This is a genomic window from Streptomyces lasalocidi (genome assembly GCF_005280215.1).
GTDB lineage: Bacteria > Actinomycetota > Actinomycetes > Streptomycetales > Streptomycetaceae > Streptomyces > Streptomyces longwoodensis.
This window is the reverse complement of sequence record NZ_SZNQ01000001.1, coordinates 2,222,816-2,236,623: the sequence shown is the minus strand read 5'-3', so window position 1 is coordinate 2,236,623 and position 13,808 is coordinate 2,222,816. Positions and strand designations below refer to the sequence as shown.

The following is a 13,808-nucleotide window of genomic DNA, read 5'->3' as shown; positions in this document are numbered from 1 at the left end:
CGTGCCCGACTTTCGGACGCACGTCCTAAGGTGGCCCCCATGCCCCTCTCGCACACCCTCCGCGTCCGTACCGCCGTCCCCGGGGACGACGCGGATCTGGCGGAACTGGACCGCCGTGTCTGGTCGACGCGGCACGCCGTGACCCCCCGGCCGCAGCCGCCGTACCCGCCCTTCTTCGATGAGCGGCACGCGCCCGGGGACCACCTCGTGGCCGAGCTCGACGGCCGCCTCGCGGGCTACGTCCGCCTCGGCTTCCCCACCCCGCTCGCCGCCAACGCGCACGTGCGCCAGATCCAGGGCCTCGCCGTCGCCGAGGAGGCACGCGGCCGGGGCGTCGGCCGGGCGCTGATCCGGGCGGCCGTCGACGAGGCCCGCCGGCGCGGCGCCCGCCGCCTCACCCTGCGCGTCCTCGGCCACAACGCCCCCGCCCGCGCGCTGTACGAGGCCGAGGGCTTCGTCGTCGAGGGCGTGCTGCCCGAGGAGTTCCTGCTCGACGGGGCGTACGTCGACGACGTGTGCATGGGGCGGTTCCTGTAGCCGGCCGGGCGGTCCACCCGACGGGGCGGGGCGCGGGCGGCTACGAGTCGATCAGGCGGCCGGTGTCCACCGGGGCCGTCGCGGCCGCCGCGCGCCGGGCGTCGCCGGCCACCTCGTCGGCGGTCAGCGCGTACCCCGTCTCCGCGTCCGAGGTGGAGCGGGCGAACACCACGCCGTAGACCCGGCCGTCGGTGGTCAGCAGCGGGCCGCCGGAGTTGCCGGGGCGCACCGTGGAGCGGATCGAGTAGATCTCCCGGGTGACGACCGCGTCGTTGTAGATGTTCCGCCCGGTCGCCCGCACCCGGTTGGCGACCGTCGCCGCCTGGAGGTCGAGGCCGCCGTCCTGCGGGTAGCCGGCCACCACCGCCCGGTCGCCGCGCCCGGCGTCGTCGTCGAAGCCCAGCACGGGCGCGGTCAGGCCCGGCACGTACAGGACGGCGACGTCCTTGCGCGGGTCGAACAGCACCACCCGCGCCGGGTACGCCCGGCCGACCCCGCCGATCTGCACCGTCGGCCGGTCGATGCCCGCCACCACGTGGGCGTTGGTCATCACGTGCTCGCGCGCGTACACGAACCCGCTGCCCTCGCGGCCCTGGGCGCCCGAGGCGCCCTCGATCTTCACCGTGCTCAGCCGGGCGGCGTCGGCCGCGCTCGCCGTGACGCTGTCCCCGGTGGGGCGGGGGACCTCGGCCGTCGACTCGTTCTCGAACGGGTTGAACACCTGCGGGAAGCCCGCCTGGGTGAGCGCGGAGGTGGCCCGCGAGAACCACGCCGGCGTGGTGTCCGGCATCGCCTCCTGCACCGTCCCCAGCAGCCGGGAGTCCCGGATCGCCGACGTGACCACCGGCGAGGAGGACGCACCCAGCACGCTCGCCGCCACCCACGCCACGATCAGCACCGCCAGCGCGTTCGCCGCGGCGCCGCCGACGCCGTCGGCCACCCGCAGCGGTCCGCGGTCCAACTCCCGGCGCAGCCGCAGCGCCAGACGCCCCGCCAGCTCGTGCCCCACCACCGCCGGCACCAGCACGGTGAACACCGCGGTCACCGTCGCCGCCGTGCTGCCCGCGGTCACCAGGTCCATCACCCACGGCAGCACCCACACGCCGACCACCGCGCCGCCCACGAAGCCGGCGAGCGACACGCACCCGGCCACCAGCCCGCGCCGGTAACCGGACGCGGCGTAGGCGAGCACGACCAGCACCAGCAGGATGTCGAGCAGGTCCACGGAGCCGCCTTTCTCTAGGACCCCTCCGTACGCGGGGGACGGACCCCTTCATACGCGGGGGACGGGCCCGGTGATCAGCACGCTCGCGTGCCGTCCGGAGCCCGTCACGCGTGTGTGTACCCCAAAAACGCCGCGGACCGGGACGATGGTTCCACCGGGTGGCACAGCACACATCGCGGACGGCGCGGAATCCCCCCAGAGTGGGACCATGCGTGCCTTCCGACCGGCCTCCCGCACCGGGCGGGGCCCCCGGGAACGGCGCCCCGCGCGGATACGCCGGCCCGGGCCACCGGGCCTCCGGGCGCCGCGCCCGGTGCTCGTCCTGCTGGGCTGTCTGCCCGGGCTCGCCGCCGCGCTGGCGCTGCCGCTGTGCGCGGGCGGGATCGACGACGCCGCCGGCTCCGCGTCCGCCGCCCGCCGCGCCCACCCGGCCGCAGCGAAGGCCGTCCCGCACACCGCGCCGCGGCCCCGCATCCTGCCCCGCAGCACCTGGCTCGACGCGCGCACCCGCCGCGCCCAGCCGCCCCCGCGCTACGACGACCGGGTCGTCGCCGTGTTCGTCCACCACACCGACACGCCCAACGACTACGACTGCGCCGACACCCCCGCCGTGATCCGCACCCTGTACACCGGCCAGACCGGCAGCCGCGACTGGGACGACATCGGCTACCAGTTCCTCGTCGACCGCTGCGGCACCGTCTACGAGGGCCGCGCGGGCGGGGTCGACCGCGCCGTCACCGGCGCCCACACCCAGGGCTTCAACCACCGCACCACCGGCATCGCCGCGATCGGCACCTTCACCGCCGGGGTGCCCGTCCCGCGGGCCATGACCGAGGCCATCGCGGCACTCGCCGCGTGGAAGCTCGGCCCGTCCGGCGCCGACCCGCGCGGCACGGTCCGCCTCACCTCCACCAACAGCCTCAGCCGGTACCCCGCCGGCACCACCGCCACGCTGCACGTCATCGCCGGCCACCGGGAGGGCTACCGGACCACCTGCCCGGGCGAGGCCCTGTCCGCCCTCCTGCCCGCGATCCGCACCGAGGCCGCCCGCCTCCAGGGCCGCACCGCGGCGGGCCCCTAGCCGGCGGGTGCCCCGGGGCGAGCTACTCGCGGAAGCGGTCCCACAGTTTCGGGTACCGGTCGGCGAGGGCCTGTTCGTCCTCGAAGTCGATCGGGGTGCCCTCCGGCTCGGCGGCCGCGGCCGGGAGGCCGAGGTCGGGCGCCACGGTCCCGGTGAGCTGCTCGTACGCCTCGTCCGCCGCGTAGCCCAGCTCCTCGCCGTCGCCGTCGATCTCCTCGTCGAAGTCGTCCAGCAGGTCGGCGAGCGAGTCGGGGTCGTGCAGGGCGCCCTCGAAGACCTCCCGGCCCTGCCCGATCAGCCAGCAGCGGAAGAAGTCGAAGGCGTCGTCGCTCGCCCCGTCCAGCAGCACCCAGGCGGCGCCCCACAGCTCCCAGCGGTAGGCGCGGTGGTAGCGGGCCTCGAAGTGACGGGCGAAGTCCAGCACCGCGTCCGGGTCCAGGTCGAGCAGCCGGGACACCAGCAGGTCGGCCTGCTCCTCGGGATCGCCCTCGGCGGCCTCACGGGCCGTGTCCACCAGCTCCCAGAACTGCGTCTCGTCCATCACGTGGTCCAGCATCGTGCCTGGACGGGGCCGACGCACGCGGAGTGCGGGGGATTGCGTGGGCGGAGCGTGAAGACTTTCAGAGGCCGTACACCTGTGCGAGACGCCGGGCGTCCTCCCGGAACCGCTCGCGAAGCGACACCGGCTCCAGGACCTCCGCCTCCGGGCCCAGCGAGGCGAGCTGGGAGTGGGCGACCTCCTCGGACTCCACCGGCAGCGTCAGCGCGGTCCAGCCGTCTGCGTCGGGCGGCCCCGCCCGCTCCAGCACCTCGCGCGCGACGGCCGGGTCGACGGCGTACGGCAGCGCGCGCACGCCCGCCGGGGACAGCCGGACGACCACCTCGGCGCGCAGGATCGACCGCCCGAACCGCTCGGCCTGCCCGGCCCAGAACGCCGGCAGGTCGAACGCGGCGTCCCGCTCGAACCGCTCCTCCCGGGCGGTCACGGCGACGAACCGGTCCAGGCGGTAGGTGCGGAAGGAACCGGCGCCCACGACCCGTGCGCACAGGTACCAGACGCCCGCCTTCAGCACCAGGCCGTACGGCTCCAGCTCCCGATCGACCTCCTCCGCCCCCCGCCGGTACCGGGCGTCCAGGCGCCGGTCGTCCCACACCGCCTGCGCGACCACGGGCAGCGGCGCGGGCGTCTCCGGGTCCCGGAACCAGGCCGGCGCGTCCAGGTGGAACCGCTGGGCCGCGCTGCGCGGCGCGTCCCGCAGCGAGGGCAGCAGGGCCGCGGACACCTTCAGCCGGGCCGCCGACGCCACGTCCTCCAACCCCATCTCGCGCAGCGCCCCCGGCACCCCGCTCAGGAACAGCGCCTCGGCCTCGCTGCGCGCCAGCCCCGTCAGCCGCGTCCGGTACCCCCCGACCAGCCGGTACCCGCCGGCCCGTCCCCGGTCGGCGTACACGGGCACGCCCGCCTCCGACAGCGCCTGCGCGTCCCGGGTGACGGTCCGCTCCGACACCTCCAGCTCCCGCGCCAGCTCGGCCGCGGTCATGGCGGGCCGTGACTGCAGGAGCAGCACCATCTTGATCAGCCGGGCAGCACGCATGGGGCCATGATGCCGACCCCCACTGACAGCACAGACAGCGAAGGGGTACGGCGGTGACGCCGTACCCCTTCGTCTCTGTCGGGACCCCAGGTCCTACAGGCCGTACTTCTCCCGGGCTTCCTTCACCGCCGCGGCCTTGACCTCGCCGCGGCGGGCCAGCTGGGCCAGGGCCGCCACGACGACGGACTCGGCGTCGACACCGAAGTGGCGGCGGGCCGCCTCGCGGGTGTCGGAGAGGCCGAAGCCGTCGGCGCCCAGCGAGGACCAGTCCTGGTCGACCCACTGCGCGATCTGGTCCGGGACCTGGCGCATGTAGTCGGACACCGCCAGCACCGGGCCCTCGGCCCCGTGCAGGGCCTGCCGGACGTATGGCACTCGCTCCTCGCCGCGCAGCAGGGCGGCGTCCGCCTCCAGCGCGTCGCGCCGCAGCTCCGTCCAGGAGGTCGCGGACCACACGTCGGCCGCCACGCCCCACTCGTCGGCCAGCAGCTGCTGCGCCTTCAGCGCCCAGTGGATCGCCGTGCCGGAGCCCAGCAGCTGGATGCGCGGGGCGTTGGCCGGGACGGTGACGCCCGCGGACTCCGCCGTGTTGAAGCGGTACAGGCCCTTGACGATGCCCTCGTCGATGCCGGGGGCGGCCGGCTTGGCCGGCTGCGGCAGCGGCTCGTTGTAGACCGTCAGGTAGTAGAAGACGTCCCTGTCCTCGCCCGGCCGGGCCTCGCCGTACATCCGGCGCAGACCCTCACGGACGATCACCGCGATCTCGTAGGCGAACGCGGGGTCGTACGACAGCGCGGCCGGGTTCGTCGCGGCGATCACCGGCGAGTGGCCGTCGGCGTGCTGCAGGCCCTCGCCGGTCAGCGTGGTGCGGCCGGCCGTGGCGCCGACCAGGAAGCCGCGGCCGAGCTGGTCGCCGAGCTGCCACATCTGGTCGGCCGTGCGCTGCCAGCCGAACATCGAGTAGAAGATGTAGAACGGGATCATCGGCTCGCCGTGCGTCGCGTACGACGTCGACGCGGCGATGAAGTCGGCCATCGAACCGGCCTCGGTGATCCCCTCGTTGAGGATCTGGCCGTTCTTGGCCTCCTTGTAGTACATCAGCTGGTCGCGGTCGACCGGCTCGTACGTCTGGCCCTTGGGCGAGTAGATGCCGAGCGACGGGAACAGCGACTCCATGCCGAAGGTGCGCGCCTCGTCGGGCACGATCGGCACCCAGCGCCGGCCGGTCTCCTTGTCCCGGACCAGGTCCTTGACCAGGCGGACGAAGGCCATGGTGGTGGCCACGTTCTGGGAGCCGGAGCCCTTGTCGAAGGACGCGAACGCCTTCTCCGCGGGGGCGGGCAGCGCCGGGAGCGGGTGCACGCGGCGGGCCGGGGCCGGGCCGCCGAGGGCCGCGCGGCGCTCCTGGAGGTAGCGGACCTCGGGGGAGTCGGCGCCGGGGTGGCCGTAGGGGACCACGCCGTCGACGAAGTCGCTGTCCTTGATCGGCAGGTCCAGGCGGTCGCGCATCGCCTTGAACTCGTCCACCGACAGCTTCTTCATCTGGTGGTTGGCGTTCTTCGACGCGAAGCCCTCACCGAGGGTGTGGCCCTTGACGGTCTGGGCCAGGATCACGGTCGGGGCGCCCCGGTGGGCGAGCGCGGCCCGGTAGGCGGCGTAGACCTTGCGGGACTCGTGGCCGCCGCGGGAGAGGTGGAAGCACTCGAGGATCTTGTCGTCGCCCAGCAGCTTCGCCATCTCGGCGAGCGCCGGGTCCTTGCCGAAGAAGTCCTCGCGGATGTAGGCGGCGTCGCGCGTCTGGTACGTCTGCACCTGCGCGTCGGGTACCTCGCGCAGCCGGCGGACGAGTGCGCCGGTGGTGTCCAGGGCGAACAGCTCGTCCCAGGCGGTGCCCCAGAGCGTCTTGACGACGTTCCAGCCGGCGCCGCGGAACTGGGCCTCCAGCTCCTGCACGATCTTGAAGTTGGCGCGGACCGGACCGTCGAGGCGCTGCAGGTTGCAGTTGATGACGAAGGTCAGGTTGTCCAGGCCCTCGCGGGCGGCCAGGGCGAGCGCGGCGGTCGACTCCGGCTCGTCCATCTCGCCGTCACCGAGGAACGCCCACACGTGGGACGAGGAGACGTCCTTGACGCCGCGGGCCGTCAGGTACCGGTTGAAGCGGGCCTGGTAGATCGCCGACAGCGGGCCGAGGCCCATCGACACCGTCGGGAACTCCCACAGCCAGGGCAGCCGGCGCGGGTGCGGGTAGGACGGCAGGCCGTTGCCGCCGGACTCCTGGCGGAAGTTGTCCAGGTGCTGCTCGGTGAGCCGGCCGTCGAGGAAGGCGCGGGCGTAGATGCCGGGGGAGGCGTGGCCCTGGATGTAGAGCTGGTCGCCGGAGCCGTTCCCCTCCTTGCCCTGGAAGAAGTGGTTGAAGCCGGTCTCGTACAGCCAGGCCGCCGAGGCGAAGGTGGCGATGTGGCCGCCGACGCCGTGCTTGGCGCCCCGGGTCACCATCGCGGCCGCGTTCCAGCGGTTCCACGCGGTGATGCGGTCCTCCAGGATCTCGTCACCGGGAACGGCCGGCTCGGCGGCGGTGGGGATGGTGTTGACGTAGTCCGTCTCGAGGAGCTTGGGCAGCGCGACGCCGGTGCCCTCCGCGCGCTCCAGCGTGCGGCGCATCAGGTACGCGGCACGGTGCGGGCCGGCCGCCTTGGCGACCGCGTCCAGCGAGGCCTGCCACTCGGCGGTCTCCTCGGGGTCGCGGTCCGGGAGCTGGTCGAGCTCGCTCGGCTGGATGGCGTTGGGGTCGGTCATGTCGCCGCCTTCCTCAGTCGAAGGGGGTTCCCTCATCGTCAAGGGTTCGGGGGTGCCCTCGGTCTTTGGCAGGACAGGGCTGGAGCTTCGGTGGAAGCCCGTCGGCGACTGTAACTCGCTGATCGATGATCGATCAAAGGGTTGAGGGGCAAAACCTCTTGATCACGAGAAAGTCGGCACGGGGTGCCTCCGGCGGTGGCACCGGGTGACGTGCTGAGGTAGGTGTTTGTGCAGGTGAGCGCGGGGGAGCTCGGGTGGTGCGGTGGGGTGGCGGGTGCGGGTCCGGGGGTGGCTGGTCGCGCAGTTCCCCGCGCCCCTTCGAGCGCGGTTCCCGCGCCGATGGCGGCTCGTCAGGCGCGGGGGGCGCAGCCCAGGACGTGGGACTTGACCAGGTCCGCGATGCGGGGGTCGCGGCGCTGGAACGCCTGGACCAGTTCCTCGTGCTCCTCCGCGTACGACTGCTGGACCGTGCCCAGCCAGCGGATCGACAGGGCCGTGAAGACCTCGATGCCGAGGCCCTCCCAGGTGTGCAGCAGCACCGAGTTGTGCGCGGCGCGCACGAGCTCGCGGTGGAAGCCGACGGTGTGCCGCACCTGGGCGGTGCCGTCGGCGTTGCGGTCGGCCTCGTACAGGGCCGACACGTGCGGCTCCAGCGCCGAGCAGTCGGCCGCCAGCCGCTCCGCCGCCAGCTCCGCCGCGATCGCCTCCAGGCCCGCCCGGACCGGGTAGCTCTCCTCCAGGTCGGCCGCGGTGAGGTTGCGGACCCGCACGCCCTTGTTGGGGGCCGACTCGATCAGCCGCAGCGACTCCAGCTCGCGCAGGGCCTCGCGGACCGGGGTCTGGCTGACCTCCAGCTCGGTGGCGATCCGGCGCTCCACGATGCGCTCGCCCGGCTGCCAGCGCCCGCTGACGATCCCCTCCACGATGTGCTCGCGGATCTGTTCGCGCAGCGAGTGGACGACGGGCGCGGTCATGAGGGCTCCTTCGGGAAGGCTGACGTTTAGACAATACGGCCGGTTCGCTCCGCCGGTGGGACGCCTGGGCGTGCTGGGGTGCAGGTGAGACGAGGCTTACACGCCGGGTGTGACGGCGGTGTGACGGCGAACGCGGAACACCCCGCCCGGAGGAGTTCCGGACGGGGTGCCGTGGGCGTCGGGGGGTTACAGGCCGAGTTCGACCTCGAACTCGCCCGCCTCCAGGATCGCCTTGACCGCGGTCAGGTAGCGGGCCGCGTCGGCGCCGTCCACCAGACGGTGGTCGTAGGACAGCGTCAGGTACGTCATGTCGCGGACGCCGATGACCGTGCCCTCCTCGGTCTCGATGACGGCCGGACGCTTGACCGTGGCACCGATGCCGAGGATCGCGACCTGGCCCGGCGGCACGATGATCGTGTCGAAGAGCGCGCCGCGCGAGCCGGTGTTGGAGATGGTGAAGGTCGCGCCGGACAGCTCGTCCGGGGTGATCTTGTTGCCGCGGACCTTGCCGGCCAGCTCCGCCGTGGCCTTGGCGATGCCGGCGATGTTCAGGTCGCCGGCGTGCTTGATGACCGGGGTCATCAGGCCCTTCTCGGAGTCCACCGCGATACCGACGCTCTCGGTGTCGAAGTAGGTGATCGTGCCGTCGGCCTCGTTGATCTTGGCGTTGATGACCGGGTGGGCCTTCAGCGCCTGGGCCGCCGCCTTCACGAAGAACGGCATCGGGGAGAGCTTGACGCCCTCGCGCGCGGCGAAGGAGTCCTTGGCCCGGGCGCGCAGGCGCATCAGGCGGGTCACGTCGACCTCGACCACCGAGGACAGCTGGGCCTGCTCGTGCAGGGCCTTGACCATGTTGTCGCCGATGACCTTGCGGATGCGGGGCATCTTGACGGTCTGGCCGCGCAGCGGGGAGACCTCGAGCGTCGGGGCCTTCTTCGCGGCGGGGGCCGGCGCGGCGGCCTGGGCCGGGGCGGCGGCGGGGGCCTTGGCGGCCTCGGCGGCGGCGACCACGTCCTGCTTGCGGATCCGGCCGCCGACGCCGGTGCCCTTGACGGAGCCCAGGTCGACGCCGTGCTCGGCGGCGAGCTTGCGCACCAGCGGGGTGACGTAGGCGCCCTCGTCGCTCGCCTGGCCGGCGGGCGCCGCGGGGGCGGCCGGGGCCGGGGTGACCGGGGCGGGCGCGGCCGGCGCGGGAGCCGGGGCCGCGGGCTGTGCCGGAGCCGCCGGCTGGGCCGGGGCCGGGGCCGGGGCGGCCTGGGCCGGAGCGGCGGGCTGCGCCGGGGCCGGAGCCGGGGCGGCGGGCTGCGCCGGGGCGGCCGGGGCCTCGGGGGCGGCGGGCTGTGCCGGGGCAGCGGCGGCGGGCTCCGGAGCCGGAGCGGCCGGGGCGGCGGCCGGGGCGGCACCCGGGGCGCCGATGACGGCCAGCTTGGCGCCGACCTCGGCGGTCTCGTCCTCGCCGACCACGATCTCCAGCAGCACACCGGAGGTGGGCGCCGGGATCTCGGTGTCGACCTTGTCCGTGGAGACCTCGAGCAGCGGCTCGTCGGCCTCGACGGAGTCGCCGACCGACTTCAGCCAGCGGGTGACGGTGCCCTCGGTGACGGACTCGCCGAGCGCGGGCAGGACCACGTCCGTGCCCTCGGCGGAACCGCCGCCGGACGCGGCCTCGGCGCTGGGCGCCGGTGCCGGGGCGGACTGCTCGGTGGAGGGCTGCGCGGCCGGGGCCGGCTCGGGGGCCGGCGGGGCGACCTCCTGGGCGGCCGGGGCCTGCTCGGCCGCGGGGGCCTGCTCGGCGGCCGGGGCGCCGGTGCCGTCGTCGATCACGGCCAGCTCGGCGCCGACCTCGACGGTCTCGTCCTCGGCGACCTTGATGGAGGCCAAGACGCCCGCGGCGGGGGAGGGGATCTCGGTGTCGACCTTGTCGGTGGAGACCTCGAGCAGCGGCTCGTCGGCCTCGACGCGCTCACCCTCGGCCTTCAGCCAGCGGGTGACGGTGCCCTCGGTGACGCTCTCGCCGAGCGCCGGAAGGGTTACGGAAACCGCCATGGTTTCGGTTGCTCCTAACGAATTGCGGAAGTCTGTGTCGTCGCTTGTGACGTGGCGCGACCGAGGGTCAGTCGTGCGCGTGGAGCGGCTTGCCGGCCAGGGCCAGGTGGGCCTCGCCGAGCGCCTCGTTCTGCGTCGGGTGGGCGTGGATGAGCTGGGCGACCTCGGCCGGCAGCGCCTCCCAGTTGTAGATCAGCTGGGCCTCGCCGACCTGCTCGCCCATGCGGTCGCCGACCATGTGGACGCCGACCACGGCACCGTCCTTGACCTGGACGAGCTTGATCTCGCCCGCGGTCTTGAGGATCTTGCTCCTGCCGTTGCCCGCCAGGTTGTACTTCAGAGCGACGACCTTGTCCGCGCCGTAGATCTCCTTGGCCTTGGCCTCGGTGATGCCGACGGAGGCGACCTCCGGGTGGCAGTACGTCACCCGCGGGACACCGTCGTAGTCGATCGGGACGGTCTTGAGACCGGCCAGACGCTCCGCCACCAGGATGCCCTCGGCGAAGCCGACGTGCGCGAGCTGGAGCGTGGGGACGAGGTCACCGACGGCGGAGACGGTCGGGACGTTGGTGCGCATGTACTCGTCGACGAGGACGTAGCCGCGGTCCATGGCGACCCCGGCCTCCTCGTAGCCGAGGCCCTGCGAGACCGGGCCGCGGCCGATGGCGACGAGCAGGACCTCGGCCTCGAACTCCTTGCCGTCGGCGAGGGTGACCTTGACGCCGTCCTGCGTGTACTCGGCCTTCTGGAAGAAGGTGCCGAGGTTGAACTTGATGCCGCGCTTGCGGAACGCGCGCTCGAGGAGCTTGGAGGAGTTCTCGTCCTCGACGGGGACGAGGTGCTTCAGGCCCTCGACGATCGTGACGTCGGTGCCGAAGGACTTCCACGCGGAGGCGAACTCGACGCCGATGACACCGCCGCCCAGGATGATCGCGGACTTGGGCACGCGGTCCAGGACGAGGGCGTGGTCGGAGGAGATGATGCGGTTGCCGTCGATCTCCAGGCCCGGCAGCGACTTCGGCACGGAGCCGGTCGCCAGCAGGACGTGGCGGCCCTGGATCCGCTGACCGCCCACGTCGACGGAGGTGGGGGAGGACAGCCGGCCCTCGCCCTCGATGTACGTCACCTTGCGGGAGGCGACCAGACCCTGCAGACCCTTGTAGAGGCCCGAGATCACGTCGTCCTTGTACTTGTGCACACCGGCGATGTCGATGCCCTCGAAGGAGGCCTTGACACCGAACTGCTCGCTCTCGCGGGCCTGGTCGGCGATCTCGCCCGCGTGCAGCAGGGCCTTGGTGGGGATGCAACCCCGGTGCAGGCAGGTGCCGCCGACCTTGTCCTTCTCGATCAGGGCGACGTCCAGGCCCAGCTGCGCCCCGCGCAGGGCCGCGGCGTAACCACCGCTACCACCGCCGAGGATCACTAGGTCGAAAACGGTGCTGGCGTCGTTCGCCACGTCACGTCCTCCATGCATGTGCGCCACGCCGGTCGTCGCTGACCGGTCGGCGGCTGGTGTCCGGCCGCTCTGGTTTCGGCCCTGTGGGTGGGGCCCTGTCCTGCCGTCGCCCATCTTCGCACTTGTCGGACCCCGACGAGACGCGGGGCCGGGGTGTGAGACGCAGCACGTCCACCGGAAATCAAGGACCCCCGGACGGCGGACACCGGCCGGAGAGGGACGGCCCCCGCCGATCGGACGCAGCCGGGGGCGCAGCGGAAAGGGGGCGCGGGGACTGCGTGAACAGCCCCTGCGCCCCCTACGGTCGCCTCGGTGCCGACCGGGCCGCGCCCTCGGGCGGGCGTCAGCCCAGGTCGCCGGCCGCCGTCAGCTCCGCCAGCCGCACCAGGGTGCGCACGGCCGTGCCGGTGCCGCCCTTGGGCGTGTACCCGAAGGGCCCGCCCTCGTTGAACGCCGGGCCCGCGATGTCGAGGTGGGCCCAGGTGATGCCCTCGCCCACGAACTCCCGCAGGAAGAGCCCGGCGACCAGGCCGCCGCCCATGCGCTCACCCATGTTCGCGATGTCCGCGGTGGGCGACTCCATGCCCTTGCGCAGGTGCTCGGGCAGCGGCATCGGCCACGCCGGCTCGCCGACCTCCTCCGCGGCCTCGTGGACCGTGGTGCGGAACGCGTCGTCGTTGGCCATGATCCCGAAGGTCCGGCTGCCCAACGCCAGCATCATCGCGCCGGTCAGCGTCGCCACGTCGACGATCGCGTCCGGGTCCTCCTGCGAGGCCGCCCACAGCGCGTCGGCGAGCACCAGCCGGCCCTCGGCGTCGGTGTTGAGCACCTCCACGGTCTTGCCGCTGTACATCCGCAGCACGTCACCCGGACGGACGGCGGTGCCGGACGGCATGTTCTCCGCGAGCGCCAGCCAGCCGGTGACGTTGACCTCCAGGCCGAGCCGCGCGGCGGCGACGACGGCGGCGAACACGGCGGCCGCGCCGCTCATGTCGCACTTCATCGTCTCGTTGTGCCCGGCGGGCTTCAGCGAGATGCCGCCCGAGTCGTAGGTGATGCCCTTGCCGACGAACGCCAGGTGCTTGTCCGCCTTGGAGTGCGTGTACGACAGCTTCACCAGGCGCGGCGTCGCGGCGGACCCGCCGCCGACGCCCAGGATGCCGCCGTAGCCGCCCTTGACGAGCGCCTTCTCGTCGAGCACCTGCACCTTCAGGCCGTGCTGCTTGCCCGCCGACGAGGCGATCGCGGCGAACGCCTCGGGGGTGAGGTCGTTCGGCGGCATGTTGATCAGGTCGCGGGCGCGGTTGAGCTCCTCGCAGACGGCGACCGCCCGGGCCAGCGCCCCCTTGTGCGCGGCGTCGCGCGACTTGGCGCCGAGCAGCACGGCGTCGGCGAGCGGCGCCTTGCCGTTCTTGCCCTTGCCGCCGCCGTTGTCCTTGTACGTGTCGAAGGAGTACGCGCCGAGCAGCACGCCCTCCGCGATCGCACCGACGTCGCCCGCGTCCGTGACCGGCAGCGCGAAGGCGGCCTTCTTGGCGCCGGTGAGGGCGCGCGCGGCCGCGCCGGCCGCCTTGCGCAGGGCCTCGGGGTCGAAGGAGGCGTCCCCCTCGGGCTCCCCGCCCAGCCCCACCGCCACCACGAGCGGTGCCTTGAAACCGGCCGGGGCGGGCACCTTCGTCACCTCGCCCTCGGCGCCGGACGCGCCGAGGGTGTCCAGGACGGCGGCGAGCCGGCCGTCGTAGGCCTTGTCCACGGCCTCGGCGCCCGGTGCGACGACCGGGCCCTTCGCGGCCTTGGCGACACCGATCACGATCGCGTCGGCCCGCAGGCCGGGCGCCGCGGCGGTGCTGAGAGTGAGAGCAGTCACGGTGGTGGGATCTCGCTTCCGATGTGAAGTTGCGTGGCCGAAAAGTGTGGGTCGACCGGCCCGGGAACCGACCCTAGAGCCGGGCCGGGGGTGCGGTCGCGGGCGGGGTGCGTCCCACCGGCGCGGCGGACCGGCGGGAACGAACTCCGCAGGAGGAGCGTACGCGCGCGTGCCCGTGCGCTGCTTCCCGGGAGTGTTCACCCCTGTGTGGCGCCTTGGCCACCCGGTGAT

10 protein-coding genes are annotated in these 13,808 nt (G+C 73.6%); 2 read left to right on the top strand and 8 right to left on the bottom strand.

Annotation, left to right across the window (positions count from 1 at the left end):
- Positions 1-39 precede the first annotated feature (39 nt).
- Positions 40-537, top strand: a complete 498-nt coding sequence (locus E4U91_RS10025; protein WP_137306525.1) for a GNAT family N-acetyltransferase — start codon at positions 40-42, stop codon at positions 535-537.
- 40 nt (positions 538-577) lie between these two features.
- On the opposite strand, the gene E4U91_RS10020 is transcribed toward E4U91_RS10025, so the two are convergent.
- Positions 578-1,762, bottom strand: a complete 1,185-nt coding sequence (locus E4U91_RS10020) for a MarP family serine protease (RefSeq protein ID WP_137306524.1) — start codon at positions 1,760-1,762, stop codon at positions 578-580.
- A gap of 208 nt (positions 1,763-1,970) precedes the next feature.
- Between E4U91_RS10020 and E4U91_RS10015 the strand changes: the two genes are divergently transcribed.
- Positions 1,971-2,843 (top strand): peptidoglycan recognition protein family protein, encoded by an 873-nt coding sequence (locus E4U91_RS10015; protein WP_137306523.1) that lies wholly within the window; start codon positions 1,971-1,973, stop codon positions 2,841-2,843.
- 22 nt (positions 2,844-2,865) lie between these two features.
- On the opposite strand, the gene E4U91_RS10010 is transcribed toward E4U91_RS10015, so the two are convergent.
- From E4U91_RS10010 to E4U91_RS09980, 7 genes are all read right to left on the bottom strand, one after another.
- Entirely contained in the window at positions 2,866-3,384 is a 519-nt protein-coding gene (locus E4U91_RS10010; RefSeq protein ID WP_137310749.1) for a DUF4240 domain-containing protein, read from the bottom strand.
- A gap of 79 nt (positions 3,385-3,463) precedes the next feature.
- Positions 3,464-4,438: a helix-turn-helix transcriptional regulator gene (locus E4U91_RS10005; RefSeq protein WP_137306522.1), complete on the bottom strand. Its 975-nt coding sequence runs from the start codon at positions 4,436-4,438 to the stop codon at positions 3,464-3,466.
- Between the two features lie 93 nt (positions 4,439-4,531).
- On the bottom strand, positions 4,532-7,234 hold the full coding sequence (gene aceE, locus E4U91_RS10000; protein WP_137306521.1) for a pyruvate dehydrogenase (acetyl-transferring), homodimeric type: 2,703 nt from the start codon (positions 7,232-7,234) through the stop codon (positions 4,532-4,534).
- 350 nt (positions 7,235-7,584) lie between these two features.
- Positions 7,585-8,208, bottom strand: coding sequence for a GntR family transcriptional regulator (locus E4U91_RS09995; RefSeq protein ID WP_137306520.1), 624 nt, complete (start codon positions 8,206-8,208; stop codon positions 7,585-7,587).
- A gap of 186 nt (positions 8,209-8,394) precedes the next feature.
- Positions 8,395-10,254, bottom strand: a complete 1,860-nt coding sequence (gene sucB / locus E4U91_RS09990; protein WP_137306519.1) for a 2-oxoglutarate dehydrogenase, E2 component, dihydrolipoamide succinyltransferase — start codon at positions 10,252-10,254, stop codon at positions 8,395-8,397.
- A 67-nt stretch (positions 10,255-10,321) separates the two neighbouring features.
- Complete coding sequence (gene lpdA, locus E4U91_RS09985) at positions 10,322-11,710, bottom strand: dihydrolipoyl dehydrogenase (protein ID WP_168218093.1); 1,389 nt, start codon at positions 11,708-11,710, stop codon at positions 10,322-10,324.
- 343 nt (positions 11,711-12,053) lie between these two features.
- Entirely contained in the window at positions 12,054-13,577 is a 1,524-nt protein-coding gene (locus E4U91_RS09980) for a leucyl aminopeptidase (protein ID WP_137306517.1), read from the bottom strand.
- Between the last annotated feature and the right edge of the window lie 231 nt (positions 13,578-13,808).